General features: G+C 55.5%; 13 protein-coding genes. 4 read left to right on the top strand and 9 right to left on the bottom strand.

All coding sequences use genetic code 11. From position 1 onward, the window contains the following. Positions 1 to 36: 36 nt before the first annotated feature. The 5 genes from rodA to OLTU_RS25990 form a co-directional block, all read right to left on the bottom strand. Positions 37 to 1,182 carry a rod shape-determining protein RodA gene (gene rodA, locus OLTU_RS26010; protein WP_176736973.1) on the bottom strand — a complete coding sequence of 382 codons (1,146 nt, stop codon included), beginning with the start codon at positions 1,180 to 1,182 and terminating at the stop codon, positions 37 to 39. After that, entirely contained in the window at positions 1,157 to 3,109 is a 1,953-nt protein-coding gene (gene mrdA / locus OLTU_RS26005) for a penicillin-binding protein 2 (protein ID WP_141735652.1), read from the bottom strand. Before mrdA ends, rodA begins: the two co-directional genes overlap by 26 nt. Next, a complete protein-coding gene (locus tag OLTU_RS26000) occupies positions 3,106 to 3,675 on the bottom strand; it encodes a hypothetical protein (RefSeq protein ID WP_141735651.1) in 570 nt (189 codons plus the stop codon). Before OLTU_RS26000 ends, mrdA begins: the two co-directional genes overlap by 4 nt. 2 nt (positions 3,676 to 3,677) lie before the next feature. Beyond that, positions 3,678 to 4,523, bottom strand: a complete 846-nt coding sequence (mreC, locus tag OLTU_RS25995) for a rod shape-determining protein MreC (RefSeq protein ID WP_218110266.1) — start codon at positions 4,521 to 4,523, stop codon at positions 3,678 to 3,680. A 184-nt stretch (positions 4,524 to 4,707) separates the two neighbouring features. Then, positions 4,708 to 5,742, bottom strand: a complete 1,035-nt coding sequence (locus tag OLTU_RS25990) for a rod shape-determining protein MreB (protein ID WP_141735649.1) — start codon at positions 5,740 to 5,742, stop codon at positions 4,708 to 4,710. Between the two features lie 338 nt (positions 5,743 to 6,080). On the opposite strand from OLTU_RS25990, the gene OLTU_RS25985 reads away from it, so the two are divergent. The 3 genes from OLTU_RS25985 to OLTU_RS25975 all read left to right on the top strand — a co-directional run bounded on the left by OLTU_RS25985 (position 6,081) and on the right by OLTU_RS25975 (position 9,156). Further along, entirely contained in the window at positions 6,081 to 7,670 is a 1,590-nt protein-coding gene (locus OLTU_RS25985) for a peptidylprolyl isomerase (protein ID WP_176736972.1), read from the top strand. Positions 7,671 to 7,759: 89 nt separating this feature from the next. Further along, positions 7,760 to 8,641 (top strand): NAD(+)/NADH kinase, encoded by an 882-nt coding sequence (locus tag OLTU_RS25980; protein WP_176736971.1) that lies wholly within the window; start codon positions 7,760 to 7,762, stop codon positions 8,639 to 8,641. A 32-nt stretch (positions 8,642 to 8,673) separates the two neighbouring features. Then, the gene (locus tag OLTU_RS25975) at positions 8,674 to 9,156 is read left to right on the top strand and encodes a hypothetical protein (protein ID WP_141735646.1); all 483 of its coding nucleotides are present in this window, start codon (positions 8,674 to 8,676) and stop codon (positions 9,154 to 9,156) included. Here the strand turns inward: OLTU_RS25975 and OLTU_RS25970 are convergent. Next, positions 9,135 to 12,326 carry a PAS domain S-box protein gene (locus OLTU_RS25970; RefSeq protein WP_141735645.1) on the bottom strand — a complete coding sequence of 1,064 codons (3,192 nt, stop codon included), beginning with the start codon at positions 12,324 to 12,326 and terminating at the stop codon, positions 9,135 to 9,137. The genes OLTU_RS25975 and OLTU_RS25970 overlap by 22 nt on opposite strands. Before the next feature lie 40 nt (positions 12,327 to 12,366). Continuing rightward, positions 12,367 to 12,666, bottom strand: coding sequence for a YfiM family lipoprotein (locus tag OLTU_RS25965; protein ID WP_141735644.1), 300 nt, complete (start codon positions 12,664 to 12,666; stop codon positions 12,367 to 12,369). A 189-nt stretch (positions 12,667 to 12,855) separates the two neighbouring features. Here OLTU_RS25965 and OLTU_RS25960 point away from each other — a divergent pair, with 189 nt between their 5' ends. Then, positions 12,856 to 13,305 carry an SRPBCC family protein gene (locus OLTU_RS25960; RefSeq protein ID WP_141735643.1) on the top strand — a complete coding sequence of 150 codons (450 nt, stop codon included), beginning with the start codon at positions 12,856 to 12,858 and terminating at the stop codon, positions 13,303 to 13,305. Here the strand turns inward: OLTU_RS25960 and OLTU_RS25955 are convergent. Next, the gene (locus tag OLTU_RS25955; protein WP_141735642.1) at positions 13,291 to 14,466 is read right to left on the bottom strand and encodes a TIGR03862 family flavoprotein; all 1,176 of its coding nucleotides are present in this window, start codon (positions 14,464 to 14,466) and stop codon (positions 13,291 to 13,293) included. The genes OLTU_RS25960 and OLTU_RS25955 overlap by 15 nt on opposite strands. Beyond that, on the bottom strand, positions 14,463 to 15,647 hold the full coding sequence (locus OLTU_RS25950) for a KamA family radical SAM protein (protein WP_141735641.1): 1,185 nt from the start codon (positions 15,645 to 15,647) through the stop codon (positions 14,463 to 14,465). The genes OLTU_RS25955 and OLTU_RS25950 overlap by 4 nt, the downstream gene beginning before the upstream one ends. Between the last annotated feature and the right edge of the window lie 25 nt (positions 15,648 to 15,672).

Genomic DNA, 15,672 nt, shown 5'->3' with positions numbered 1-15,672 from the left:
GCTAAAACAGCGTGGACGCCCAACCTGCGGGATAAATTAGGATTTTCTGCCGCCCAGATTGTTGCGATTGATCGAAATCAAAAGCCCGATGGCCGTGCAGACGGTGAGCATGGCCGAGCTTCCATAGGAGAAGAACGGCAGGGGGATCCCGACGACGGGGAACATGCCCATCACCATCGCAATATTAATGGCGAATTCGAGAAAGAGGAGCGAACCCAGGCCGATCGCCAGAAGACCCGAAAAGGTATCCTTGCTGTGCTTGGCAATGTCGAGGGCGATGTAGGTGAGAAGACCGAAACCCATAAAAATTAAAACGCTGCCCCAGAAGCCATGTTCCTCGGAAAACACCGAGAAAATAAAGTCCGTGTGCCGTTCCGGAAGAAACCGCAGATGGGCCTGGGTTCCCTGCATGAATCCCTTGCCGAAGAGTCCCCCACTGCCCACGGCGATCAAGGATTGCAGGGCGTGATAGCCGGTATCCTGGGGGTCAAGGTTCGGATTCAGGAGGTTCAGAATCCGCAGTTTTTGATAAGGCATAAGGAACATGTTCCAGCCTACGGCCGCAACAAAAGGCAGGGCCAGCAGCACGGCCGCGATCGAGCGGATATCAATACGGATGAAGGCCAGCTGACAGACGGCAATCAAAAGACAGACGCCGGCGGTTCCGAAGTCAGGCTGAGCGAAGATCAGCGCAAAAATAAGGCCCATCACCGACAGCAGAGGCAGGAGATCGCGCAGACGATACGGTGAATCCTGACGATTGGACGAAAAATAACGGGCCAGCAGCACAGCCATCGCGAGTTTCGCGAATTCTGAGGGTTGAAAGCTGAGAGGGCCGATCGAAATCCAGCGCTGCGCTCCACCGGCGACGCGACCGGTGAAGAGGACGATGACGAGCAGGACGCATATGAGAGCGACAAACCAGTAGGTATAAGTCGCGACCTGCTTGATGGAAACAACCCAGCCGAAGAACACAAAGGCACTGAGCGTGATGACAAGGTTTCTGGTTTGCGCCCAGAAAAATCCGGCCCCGACGCTGGCGCTGTAAAGATTGATCAGACCGATGCCGAGCAGGCCGCAAAAGAGCAGGATGAGCAGAGTGATCTGCGGGCTGTTGGGTTTTTTCAGGTCGCCTTCCGGGAGAAGGAAAACGCCATCAGAATGTTTTCTCTTGCTTTTCATGCGGATGAGCCTCGGCTGCTGGTTTTGTCTGGATGGACTGCATGTCCTTGCTGGCGGCCGCGATCGCGGCTTTTTCATTCTTCAGACGCCAGTAGGCTTCAATAATCTTGCCGGCCACCGGAGCTGCCGAACGACCGCCACCACCTACCATATCGTTCTGGCTTACAATGGCCACGGCGATTTCAGCATTTTCCACCGGAGAAAAGGCGGCGAACAAGGCGTGCTCTTTCCAGTTCATCGAGACGTCCGTCTGGTTGCGGTTTTTCTTCAAGCTGACGACCTGAACCGAGCCGGTTTTGCCACCCACCGTAGTCCCGGGAACGTTGGCATTCTTACCGGTGCCTTTGGGATCCATGACAACCGCCATCAGCACGTTGCGCATGATCTGGAAGGTCTCCGGTTTAATCTCCGCCACCTTGCGAATGAGTTCCGGCTGATGCTCATAAACAGTTTCGCCCACATGATTGGTCACGCGATTGACCACATAAGGACGCCAGACCTTGCCCCCGTTGGCGATGGAGGCATAAAGGTTGGCCATCTGCATCGGCGTGATCAGGTCATAGCCCTGACCGATGGAGATGTTCGGCGTATCACCGGCTGCCCAGGGGAAGCGATGCACGAGCATCTTCCAGGCCGACGTGGGAATCAGACCAGGTCGTTCCATGTTCAGCTTGATGCCGAGCGCCTGACCCAGACCCAGGGCCTTGGCATATTTGGCGATGCGATCCACGCCGAGTTCGACACCAACCTGATAGAAATAAACGTCACAGGACTTCATCATGGCCATCTGCAGGTTCACCGTCCCGTGACCGTGCCGCTCGTGGCAGTAAAAGCGGCGATTGCCCAGTGTGAAGTAACCAGGGCAGTGATAGGTCTTATGAGCATCCACGACCCGTTCTTCCAAGGCGGCCATGGCCACCACCGGTTTATAAACCGAACCGGGAGGAAATTCACCGCCAGTGGTTTTATCGAGCAGAGGCTTGAAGGGGTTTTCCGTCAGACGGCGCCAGTCCTCATTGGACAGGCCGCTCTGCATGGTGCGTGGATCAAAACCAGGTTCACTCAGGGCGGCGAGAATTTCCCCGTTCTGCGGATTGAGCACCACGACCGCCCCGTTTTTTCCGGCGAAAGCATCGCGTGCCGCTTTTTGCAGGTCCTTGTCCATGGTCAGTTCCAAATCCGAACCTGGAATGGCCGAGACGCTCGGATACTGCCAGCCGTTTTCCTCGAAGGATTGGGTCTGCCGCCCGAAGGCATCGACCTGGATCAAGCGATAGCCGCGGCGGCCGCGCAGGTATTTTTCCCAGCGGGCTTCCAGGCCCTGCTTGCCGATGAGGTCACCCAGCAGATAGGGGTTATCCGGGTTCTGGGTGTTCAGAATTTCCATCGCCTTGGGATCAATCTCCCGCAGGTAACCGATCACATGCGGCGGCACATCGGGACCATAGTCACGCCGCGGGGAAACCCGAACCTCGATGCCAGGCAGGAAAATCTTATTGGCTTCGATGATGGAAACTTCATGCTGCGACAGGTTGCGTTTCAGCGTGATCGGCAGAAACTTCGGCTGACCCTGGGCCATTTCCAGGCGATGCTCGAAGCGCGCGCTCGGCACATGCAGAAGGCGCGACAGGATCTTGAAGGTGGTATCGCGGTCCGACACGTACTGGGGAATGAAGACGAGATCAAAGAAGGGCGAATTGCCGAGCATGACGTCGCCATTGCGATCATAAATAATTCCACGCGGCGCCGGGATTTCAATGCGGCGCACACGGTTGCGTTCGGAGATGTCCTTGTAGTATTCGCCCTTATAGATCTGGACGTACCAAAGGCGAAATAAGAGGCCGCTGATCACCCCAAGGATCACAAGACTCGCCCACATGAAGCGGGATTCGATCAGCAGACTTTCCTGTTTATGTATGCGGGTCATTGCGGTACCGGCTCCTCGGCATCAATGGTCATCCATTCGCGGGAAAGGTACATGCCGTAGCTGACAGTCACGAAGAAACGGACGACCTGCTGCGCTATGTATGTCGGCTGATGGAGTGAGGCCGTTTGCAGAAAGTTGATCACAAAAACTTCAAAAAGGATCACCCACAGGGCGGCCAGGGCATAGGACACCAGCCACGGCGTTTTGTAACGCCAGGACAGAGCGGGCCGTACCAGAAAAATCACATTGGCCAGGATCCAGTAGGCGCAGATATAAAGTCCGGCAGGGACCGCCAGACGGGTTTCCAAAATCATCGCGCCGATCAGAGCCAGGATATGTCCCTGCAGGGGCCTTTGCCGAATGAACGTGATCACCAGCCAGGGCGTAATGAGATCGAGATAACCAAGCGTGCCAAAGAGATAAGGCAGGATCGTAATCTGGATAAAGCTGATGATCAGAAGAAAGACGATATCCTTGCTCAGGCTGCCGGTGTTGGGTCGGGGCCGCCAGGTTCTCAACGTGCGACGCGCACGGGTCAAGGCATCACGGCGCTCGAGGATGTCCATGTTCAGCCACCCTTTTGCTCATCAAATGGTTTGTCCAGCCAGGATTCTCCGGCCGTTTCGATAATCTTCTGCAATTCCTGATCGTGATTTTCCAGCACGATCACTTCCTCGATCCGATCGAAATCGGTCCAGGGTTCCACGGTAATGGTCTGGGAGATATTATCGGATTCATAGCTGATACGCACGACTTTACCGACCGGCAGACCCTTCGCAAAACCGCCGATGATTCCTGACGTGATCAGGGTATCGCCGATGCGTACTTCGGCCCGTCGATTCAATTTCAAGAGGGCGTGGGTGTCGGCACCTTTCAAAACGCCCCGCACCCGGGTTCTCTGCAGCAGCACGTCGAGGTTAAAGTTGGCGTCGACCAAAAGATGCACGTCAGCAAATTTTTGTCCGGTACGAATCACGCGGCCGACCACACCTTCGGCGGTGACCACCGGCATGCCGACCTTGACTCCATCGCGCTTGCCCTTGCTGACCCGCAGGGTTTTGAAACTTGGATAGCTGCGCGACCCGATGACTTCCGCCACCAGATGCGCCCCTTGAAAGTGCTGGGTGAAACCCAGAAGGTTGCGCAGACGGGCGATCTCCTGCAGCTTGTCTTCGTAATCCAGAAGCTTGGTCTTCAGGACCGCGATATCCGACTTCAGCTGTGTGTTTTCCTTGGACACGCCGGTCAACGCAAAATAATGATTCCAGACGCGTCCGACGAAGCCGCTGCCATTGTCCCAGACATATTCAAAAGGATAAAGGATCTCCTGCGTCACGAGCGTCAGGGTTGAACCCGTGCTCCAGGGACTCAGGGCTGAGGAGAAAAAGACGAACGGCGACAGAAGCGATGCCACCAGGACTAACCGCCAAAAAAATCTGGCCTTGCTTTTCGCCATGGACACAAACTCCAGGATCGCGTCGGATGGATACGTGGGTGAAGGAAAGGCTCAGGGGAAGCCCACTGAGCCTGCAGCCGGCAAAGATACTTCATGAATCGGTGGGCTGTCCGGCTCGCCGTCCGATCGAATGGACCGCTGCTTAACGCAGGGCCACATTGCTCAAAATGTCGATTTGATCCAGCGCCTTACCGCTACCCAGTACAACCGCCGTCAAAGGATCTTCAGCGATCATGATAGGCAATCCGGTCTCTTCGCGCAAAAGAATATCGAGGTTTTTGATGAGGGCGCCGCCACCGGCGAGAACAATGCCTTTGTCCACGATATCAGCAGCCAGTTCAGGGGGAGTTTTTTCGAGGGCGATGCGAACCGTTTCCACAATGGTATTGACGGGTTCAGCGATGGCTTCACGAATTTCCTCGGAGGCGACTTCGATGGTCTTGGGAATACCAGCGACCAGATCGCGACCCTTGACGTGCATGGTCTGAATTTCATCATCAGGATAGGCCGTGCCGATGGCAATCTTGATTTGCTCGGCGGTCCGCTCACCGATCAGTAGGTTGTACTTTCTCTTGAGGTAGTTGACGATGGCTTCATCCATCTTGTCTCCACCGACGCGCACCGATTTGGAGTACACAATACCCGCCAGCGAAATCACGGCGACCTCGGTGGTTCCGCCGCCGATGTCGACAATCATGTTGCCGCTTGGTTCGGAGATAGGCAGGCCAGCACCGATCGCAGCGGCCATGGGTTCTTCAATCAAATGAACTTCACGTGCACCAGCAGATTCTGCCGATTCTTTAACAGCGCGTTTTTCCACTTCTGTGATGCCGTAAGGTACGCAGATGATGATACGAGGTTTCACCATGGTCCGGCGATTGTGGGCTCGCTCAATGAAGTAGCGCAGCATGGCTTCGGTAATTTCGAAGTCTGCGATCACGCCGTCTTTCATGGGGCGCACAGCAACGATCGAACCGGGGGTCCGGCCCAACATGTCCTTAGCTTCCTTGCCCACTGCGAGTATCTTTTTACCTCCGCGAACGTCCCTTTGCACAGCGACGACGGAAGGCTCGTTCGTCACGATGCCTTTGCCTTTGACATAAACAAGAGTGTTGGCGGTTCCCAGGTCGATAGCCAAATCATTCGAGAACATTCCAGCCAACCAGTCGAAAATCATCCCCTATCTCCTGTTTCCTAATAAACGATTTCTGTCTGCAGCTTATTATTAAAGCACGTTCTTGCGCATCCTCCAAACAAAGAAAGGGCCTGATGTAAAAAATTTCGAGATCTTCTGAGCCAGCGCTGTCTTCGCCCCGAGACGCCTCCGCGGGTCTTCAGAATTGCCACTGCTTTGGGCAGAGGAAACGCGTGGCGATGAAGCCACAAAAACCGTGCAATCCACTTTAACGACCCTCTCTGACTATGGTAATGGTAGTAGCTTAGTTTGTGCGCATGGGTAAATTGCGTCAAAAAGTACAGAATCAACTCTCAGCGTTGGGGAAAAAGGGGTCTAGGATGCTTAAGTGGAAGAGAACGACGGACTTGGACGCCAAGTCGATTACGAAGTCTTGGCAGTCTTATACCGTTTTGATTTTAGCCATGGGTGCCATGCTGTTCTTTGGCGTGTGCCAGCCCAATGAGGGCGGTTTCATGCCCCCCAGCGGAGCGGCTGCTTCGGTGGATGGCATCAAAATCAGTTCGCTGGACTTCCGTCGTCTGCACAGCAATATGACAAACCAGTATCAGCAGCAGTTTCGCGATCAGTTCGATCCGGTGGCGATGGGTATTTCTCAGCGTGTGGTCGATCAGCTGGTCGACTCCACGTTGCTGTATGTGGAAGCCACCAAAAACGGTATCTACGCCACGGACGAGGAAATTGAAAAACTCATCGTCGAAGGGGAATACTTCAAAGGCGAGAAAGGAACCTTCGACCCGGAACTTTTCAATCGTTATCTGAAAAGCCAGGCCCATACGGAGGAATCCTTTACGGAAGAAATCCGCCGTAATCTTGTCGTCAATAAATTCCGCTCACTGCTTTCGAGCACCTACCGCCCTTCGGAAAAGTTCGCCGAGATCAACTACCTGATGGACGAGTCCAAGGTGAACGTCGAATACCTCCGCCTGGATCCCAATACGATTCCGGTGACCATCAATCAGGCGGAAATCGACAAGTTCATGAAAGAAGGCGGCGAGGCCAAGGTTAAGGACTACTACGAAAAAAATAAGAGCGAATTTAACCAGGACAAGAAGGTCAAGGCTCGTCATATCCTGATCGCATACAAGGACGCCCGGGCCGCTGCCGGTGATGCCACCAAGCGCAGCAAGGACGAGGCCAAGGCTCTGGCGCAGAAAGTGGCGGCCGAAGCCAAGGCGAAGAGCGGTGATTTCGCAAAACTGGCGGAAAAATATACAGATGATCCCAGCGGCAAAACCAAGGGCGGTGACCTCGGCTTCTTCAAACAGGATCAGATGGTCAAGGAGTTCTCGGATGTGGCCTTTGCCATGCAGCCGGGTTCGGTCAGTGGTGTGGTCGAATCACCCTTCGGCTTCCATATCATTAAAGTCGAAACCGTTCAGGAAGCAAAATCGGTGACGCTGGAAGAGGCGCAAAAGGAAATTGCGGAAAAACTGGTCGCCCGCGATAGAAAACCTGAGATCCTGGCCGAGAAAGTCAAGGCTCTGCAGGCTGCCCTGAAAGAAGGCAAAGGCGCGGACATGATGAAGGAATTGGGTGTGAGCTGGAAGGAAACCGGTGACTTCAATATGGGCTCACGCGTGATTCCCGGTGGACTCGGTTCCGACAAATCGGTTCGTCAGGCTATCGCCTCCTTGAAGAATCCGGGTGACATGACCCCGGAAGCGGTCAATGTGAACGGAGCGATGTACATTCTGCGACTGAAGTCCAAAACGCCGGCTGACCTGTCCAAGCTGGACGCAGCGAAGCGCGAAGAGTTGGTCGAGTCGGCCAAGTTTATGGAGGCGTATCCACTCTTCAACGCATTGACCAGTCAGATTCGTAAAAAATACGAAAACGATGGAAAAATTTATAAGAATCCGGAATTTGTCCAGTATGATGCTTTGCTAAGCGGCAAAACGGAAGACTAGGTGCATAGTTCCCACGGAAGCTCTGTGGTATCCTGTCAAAAAGTCTGCGACAGATGCCCGGAGCTTTTTTCATTGAAGCGAGTCCATACATGACCAGGGCTTTAATTATTCGAAAACCTACGAATCTGGAGCAGCATCAGCAGCTTCAAGCGCAAAGCCTTGTCGTCACCACGGATCCCGACTATTTGCAGCTGGCCACCCGGGCTCACGACGAGCACTATGCCTGCCTCGCCCAGTTGAAACAGAGCCTGCAGAAACATGGGATCGCCTTCCAGGAAGCCAGCCGCGGCGACAACTGGCCTCAGGGTGAGTTCGATGTCGTCATTGCCCTTGGGGGTGATGGCACGCTGATCACGGCCAGCTATGGATTGCGGCAAGGAATGCCCCTGATCGGGATCCGTTCCTCGTCCGCCAGTGTTGGTTTTCTCTGCGCCGGCGACCAGGACAATGTCGATGAGGTCATCCAGCATTTTATCGAAGGCCGCCTGACCTATGTCGAACGCCAGCGCCTCAGTGCCCATATCACGCGGGCCGACGGCCATCAGGAAAATATTCAAACCCCAGCGCTGAATGATTTTCTCTTTGCAGCGGCCAGTCCCGCTGCGACCACCCGCTATCGCATTGGCTTTCAGGGGCGGGTGGAATCCCATCGTTCCAGTGGTATCTGGATCGCCACGGCCACCGGCAGTACCGCCGCCATTGGAGCCGCAGGGGGCGTGCCCATGGATGCGGGGGATCAGCATCTGCAGTTTCTGGTGCGCGAACTTTATCATCGCAAAGAGGAAGGCCTGGTGGTCACCCACGGTTTTGCCGACCCCACGCAGGATGAATTCTGGATAGAAAATCACTGCCCCGCGGCCATCCTCGCCCTGGACGGCGAAAAGCAGGTCATCAAAATTCACTTTGGCGATGTGATTCGATTCGCACACGCGGCCAGGGTTCGGGTGGCCATTCGTCCCAATTCCGACTGATTCAGTTATACTCAGGTGAGGAGGATCCACACATGAGTTTCCGTCGCATCGCGATCATGTCCGGATTTTTGTTCGTGGCCTGTAAAACCGTTCACCGGGAGGCGCCTGAACCTGCGGCCGCGGTACCGGTCGCGCCAGAACCGGCTCCCGAGCCCAACGACCCTATTCCCCCTTCACCAGCCCTTCAAAATACCCCTAACCTTGTGACTCCTGGAGCCTACGAGGTTTTGATTCGTCGTGGTCCCGGCGCCCGCTGCCCGACAGCACTGGAGCTGGATGATGTCACGCAGGCTGTTCGGGCCATGGGTGCCGATACTGTTCAACTGGTGGAAGAGGATTTGGAATATATTCGCAAGGTCGGCACCCGCACGGATCGCGATGGCATCAACTCCTGCTGCAATCAAATGGAGCAGCTGGTGCAGGATGTCGAAATCATGAATGAGGGCAAGGACGAGGCGGTCCCTTACATTGAGAAAATCCGTCAGCTCACCGCTCAGCTTTGTCCGCCCGGCTGAGACTCCCGGTGCGGCGCATAGGGAGCCAGCATCGAGATCAGCGCATCGCGATTGACGGGTTTGGTGATGTGATTGGTAAAGCCTGCCTCGAGGCATTGCAGCCTTTGTTCCTTTAAGGCATGGGCGGTCAGCGCAATCACGGGCAGCTGATAACCCTCGCGCCGCAGCTCCGCCACGGCTTCAAAGCCGTCCATCACCGGCATCTGGATATCCATCAGCACCACATCATAATCCCGGCTGTGAATCTTCTCGATGGCCTCGCGCCCGTTGTTGGCGAGGTCTGCCCCACAGCCAGCCATTTTCAAAAAGCGCTGCACCACAATCTGATTATCCATTGAGTCTTCGACCAGCAGCACCTTGAGGCCATCAATGCGCGTGCTGGCGGCCGCCTTGGGTTTCGAGGGGGAACGCTGCAGGTTGTTCTGTGAACTTTGAAAGAGGACCTTGCTCGTGCGGCCCGGATCAATCGTAATGGTAAAGGTGCTGCCGACCCCGGGCGTGCTTTGTGTGAGTTCCAAATCCCCGCCGAGTCCAGCCGCCAGTTTTTTGGAAAGGGTCAGCCCCAGTCCGGTTCCCCCAAATTTACGGGTGGTGGAAACATCCGCCTGGCTGAAGGGTTTGAAGAGTTTGCTGGCCTGATCGGGACTGATGCCGGGACCGGTATCGGTCACGATAAAGGCCAGCTTTGTGGATCCGTCTGGTTTGGCCACTGTCTTGACTTTGACTTCAATCGAACCTCGCTCGGTGAATTTCAAGGCATTGCCGACGATATTCATCAGAATTTGCCTGAGACGCAGGGGATCGGTTTCAATGGACGCGGGAATCGGTCCTTCCGCGGAAACGATCAGACTGATCCCTTTTTCCACAGCCTGCAGATGCAGCAGCGTGGTGATGTCGGTCAGAATCTCCTCGATGGGCACCTCCTGCCGTTCAAAGTCGAGTTTTCCGGCTTCAACCTTGGACAGATCGAGCACATCATTGATGATGTTGGAAAGAAGCTCGCCATTGCGCTTCAGAGCATTCACATAATTCAAACGTTCCGAGGTGCTGACCCCCTGGCTCGCCAGCAGCTCGGAGTAGCCGAGGATGGCACCAAGCGGGGTGCGGATTTCATGGGACATGTTCGCCAGGAAGGCACTTTTCGCGGCATTGGCGGCATCCGCCGCTTCCTTGGCAATCCGCAGGTTTTCCTCGTAGGAACGCTGATCGGTGATGTCGGCCAGCACGGTAATGACGCCGCGCAGGAGACCGGACCCATGGCTCAAGTCCGGAATGCAGATCACATGGCAAAGACGGGGGCGGTCGTGACAGGACAGCTCGATTTCGAAGGACAGCTTTTGTTCGGGCGTGCCGGCAAACAGGGGCTGCATTTTCTGTTGAACCTCGGAACCCAGGACATCCTGAACCGAACGGCCGTGCACGGCCTCCCGTCCCAGGCATTGCCACTGCAGCCAGGTGTCATTGGCAAAGAGGACGTTCTGCTGCCGATCGAAATAAACAATGGCATCCGGCAGGGCGTCGGTGATGGTTCGGATTTGATTGGCGCTGTGCCGCAGCTCCTCGGTTTGTTCGGCCACCTGACGTTTCAATTCCTGCTGCAAAAGGAGCTGCTTTTCATCCGCCCGCCAGCGGTTGGTGATGTCGCGGGTGATGATGGAATAACCCTGAACCTGTTCCTGACTATCATAGATAGGGGTGATGATCACGGTCGCATAGAAGCGCGAACGATCCTTGCGCAGACGCCAGCCTTCCTCTTCAAACTTGCCCACCGTTCGGGCAATTTCCAGTTCGCGGGTTGAGGTCCCCTGTTCATTGGCTTCGGCCGGATAAAAAATCGACACATGGCGCCCGAGCACTTCAGGGGCCGTATAGCCTGTGAGTCGCTCGGCGCCACGGTTCCAGCTTAAAATACAGCCCTGCGCATCGAGCAGGAAAATCCCATAGTCCTTGACCGAATCCACCAGCTCGCGATAACGCTCCTCGCTGATCCGGGTTTTTTCCTCGGCCTGCTGACGTTTGACAAAAAGAGCGAGCCGATTCGTGAGATCCTGCAGAACCTCACGGATTTTTTTATCCAGGGCCCGCGGATGCGATGTGAGAAATTCAGTCAGGTACACGCGATCAGGACCCACGTCGATGCGCAGTTGCAATTGATGGGCAAGCAGGGAGCCAGGCACAGCCATGGCCTGCACCAGGACTTCGGCGTGAGAAGGCAGTATGGGTTCCTTGCGCCTCGCATAGGCTGCGGCAAAGTCCCGAATCACAGAATCCTCGGCTCGCCAGGTATCCTGGAGCGTGAAGGTCTGGGTTGCGCCCTGTCCGCTCCAGATTGCGGCGAATTCCCAGCCCATCCGGCTGCAGGTGATTTGAATAAAACGATGCAAGGCTTCATCAATGGCCTTCGCATCCACCAGAGCCTTGGTGACTTCGAGCTGAGTTTCCCGCAGGGCTTCCGCCAGGAGGTGTTCACTGGCATCGTGGATAAAGATTCCAAACGAATGATCATGACCCGACTCGGCCGGCGTCGCATTGATGTCGGTGGGGATTTCCTGGCCATTTTTCAAGAGGATATTCATCCGATCGAGCTTCAGAAAAAAATCCCTGGGACTTTCCTGGCTGTTTTGTAAACGGGCCGGTATGAATTTCTCGATGAATGAGGAGCCGATCAATTCCTCCTCCTCCCAGCCCGTCAGGAGCACCATTTGCCGGTTGCAGAAGGTGATGCGGCCTTCGGCATCGACCGCAACAAAAGCATCCATCGCGGAATGCAGGATCGTGCGGTAACGCTGCTCCGCCTGCTCGAGTTGATCGATGCTGGGAAAGGCCAGCGCTTTGGGCATCAGATAATAAAGAGCCACGGCTGTGGTGACGGAAATGATGGCGGTGGCGGCTTTAACCAGGCCCTGGAAAGCATAATAAGGCATCCAGACCGTGATGACACCCATGGCATGCGTGAGGCCACACACGGTGATGAACATGGCAAAAAGCACGAAGATCCAATTGAAACGGAGATCGCGGCGCTTGCGGACCAGGCTGATAAGCAGCCAGGGAATGGCAAGGTACGCGACACCGATGAAAAGGTCAGAGAGGACATTCAGCCAGAGGATATCATGACGCCAGAGGTAGCATTGACCGTGAGGCATGAAGTGTTCGGTGTTGAAGAAGTTCATAACAGATGCTCTCCGATAATCTTCGGAATTCCGAACGCGTTCAAAAATTCCACTGCAGAAGGTTCCCTGTGATAACGCCTAAAACGTTGGCCACAAGATCCTGCTGGTCGAATTCACGTCCGCGCTGCCGATCCGAAATTTCCTTGAGCAGGCCAGCAGTGAGCACGAAGCCTGATGACCAGCCACGACAGGCTGGAGAAATCCCGGAACTTCCCTCCATGGCCTGACAGGTTTTCATGGTCGCCTCGACTGCGACAGAGGATAACCCGAAATGTGCGGCCTTGTCTGTTGGCAAAGTTTCAAGATTCATGGCGGTGGCCTGGGAAGCCATGAGCAGCAAGCCGGCTGTCCACCACCTGTTACAATTTTCATACAGGGACAATTGGGATGGCACAGCCTTCCTTCCTCTGCAAGGTTAGTTTTTCGCATCCTCCTTGATTGGCACAGAAGACTTGTTTTGTCCATGAAGGAATCACAATGTATCATGGAAGGAACAGGCTTTTTCGTTGTCAGGACAAGGTGATCGAACATGGCAAGCTCCACGAATGCTTTGACAGTCAGGTATACGATCCACGCTCCGATTCAGGAGGTCTTTGCCGCCTGGATCACGCCGCAACTCCTGCAGCGTTGGGGACCGGAGCGCGCCGTGGTGGATGCCAAGGTCGGGGGTCAATTCCGCTTTGAAACACGTGCCGAGGACAATCCCAAGGAGCTGCATGTGGTCACGGGGGAATACAAACAGCTGGAGCCCGCGCATCTCCTGGTCCAAACCTGGGTCTATGAAGGCCCGATGGCGCCTGGCACCAAAGTGGAAACCCTGGTCACCGTCAACTTTGCAGAAGTGGCACCGCGTATTGTTGAGTTGCTTGTGACCGAGGAAGGGCCTTCGCTCGCCGACGAGGAGTCGCGTGAGACGGCGCATGAGGCCTGGATGGAAGCTTTGAAAATGCTGGAGATCGTGTGCTCAGCCAAAGGATAGATGGTCGCTGATCCAATGACCCTGCGCGACGCAGGCCTGGATCAAAAAGCCGCCGGTTGGGGCGTCCCAGTCGAGCATTTCTCCGGCACAGTAAACTCCCGGCAGGGATTTCAGCATCAGATTTTCGTCGAAATTCTCCCAGGCGAGGCCACCCGAGGCTGAGATCGACTCACTCAAAGGGCGCGGCCGCTCCAGTTCCAGCGGAAAATTTTTGATCACATGCGCGAGCCCCGGCACATCCCGGATCGCGGCGGCCGGCGCCTTATGAAAGAGCAAAGCCTTGCTGCCTGGACTCAGCTGCAAAAATTTTTGAGCGCGCCGCATGGGTGAAAGATTTTCCCGAGTCTTTTGCAGGCGCTGAACGATCTGTTCCTCGGTCAGATCCGGCTTGAGATCCAGATGCACAAGGCCGCTCATGCCGGCAAAGTATATCGGCGTTCCTTCCAGTCCATACTGTGTGATGACAAGATCACCCTTGCGTTCGCCGCGTGCGGAGATGAGACGGATATTCTTGATCGGCTGGCCTTCCGCTTCCTGAAGAAAGGCGGCGGGCCATGCCACTTCAAAACCGGTATTGGAGGGCTCAAAAGGCTTAAAAACAAGGCCTTTGCTCGTAAACATCGCCGGCCAGGCCAGGCTCTCCGCCGGCTCATAGCTGCCGCCACCGAGCGCAAAAACCAGAGCATCGAAGGTGCCCTGACTTTGCTCCTCTCGCCAAAGCTCCCAGCCTGCTGCCGCACGGCGAAAATCCGTGATCGGTGTATTCAGCGTGATCGTCACCCCGAGCCCTTCGAGGCGCCGTTTCCAGTTGCGCACGAGAAGCGCTGCGTGCATCGTTTCCACAAAATAACGTTGGCTTGTGCCGAGAAAGGTGCCGATGCCTAATTTTTCCTCGATAAACTGCAGCCAGGCCTGAGGTCCAAAGGCCTTCAGGCAGTCCTGCCAATGCGCGGCCGGACCCGTGTAATGCTTTGCAAAAAGATCGAGCGGCAGACTGTTGCTGACATTCAGCCCCGATCCCCCGGCGATATAGAGTTTCCAGGAGAGGCCTTTGCGCTTTTCAAAAAGAGTCACCGCATGACCCGCGCTGGCGAGTCCATCAGTCGCCATGAGGCCGGCCGGTCCGCTGCCGATGACAGCTATGCGGCGTGCGTCCTTCAATGGAAGACACCCACTTCGCGCCAGATTTCGCCCCGGATCGTCTCCAAAATCAGATCCTCTCCGTCGTGACCCAGCACATAGTTGTGATTGATCGGCACCTTGCCGGATGGTGTATCGAGCGCATAGGTGGGAATGCCAAGACCGGTGATATTGCCCCTTAGCGATTTCATCACCTCGAGGCCGCGGCGCACCGAAACGCGCAGATGCTCAGTGCCTTCGACAGCGTGCGGATGAAACACATAGTAAGGCCGCACGCGAATCCGAAGAAGCCCACGGCAGAGGGCCATCATGCGTTCCGGGGAATCATTCACGCCGCGCAGAAGCACGGCCTGATTGCCCACAGGGATGCCGGCATTCACAAGATTGGCCACCGCCTGGGCCGCTTCCGGCGTAATTTCCTCGGCACAGTTGAAATGCGTGTTCACATAAATCGGATGATACTGAGCCAGCATACGGGCCAGTTTCGCCGTCACGCGATAAGGCAGCGTCACAGGAGTACGGGTTCCAAAGCGAATGATTTCCACATGAGGAATCGCTCGAATCCGCTGCACGAGCTGCTCCAGGGCCTGATCCGACGCCATGAATGCGTCACCACCGGTAATCAGAACATCGCGGATGGCCGGATTGCTTGCGATATACTGGATGCCGTTATCAAGGATTGTGCGGTTGAAATGGAGGCCCACTTCGTCGTCGCGTCTTTTGCGAAAGCAATAGCGGCAGTAAACCGGACAAAGCTGGGCCACACAGAAAGCCACACGATCCGGATACACATGCACCACTTCCCGAACCGGCGAATGGGGAACTTCTGAGAGAGGATCCGCCACGCCGAGGGAATCTTTCAGTTCCTCGACCCGCGGCAGCGCCTGCAGGCGAATCGGGCAATCATCTTCACCGGCTTCGATTTTGGGGAGCATCAATCCCATATAGTAAGGCGTGATGCCGGCATTGAAAAGCTTCTGCAGCTCCGAAAAACCACGTTCTTCACTGGTCTTTAATTGCAGAACGGACGCGGCCTGCGCAGCATCCGTCACCTGATGCTTCATTTGCCAGCGCCAGTTGATGAAACTGTGCGGGCTCACAGCGAAGCGTGCGGCGGTCCTGGAGGTCAAGGATCCGGGATCGTTCGCCAGAGCTAAAAATTCTTCTGGGATCAATTGAGATGCGGTATCCTTGGTTTCCATATCCGTCCTTCTATGTCGTAGTGGC

The sequence above is a fragment of the Oligoflexus tunisiensis genome (genome assembly GCF_001748245.1).
Classification (GTDB): Bacteria; Bdellovibrionota_B; Oligoflexia; order Oligoflexales; family Oligoflexaceae; genus Oligoflexus; species Oligoflexus tunisiensis.
This window is presented reverse-complemented; position numbering and strand designations above follow the sequence as displayed.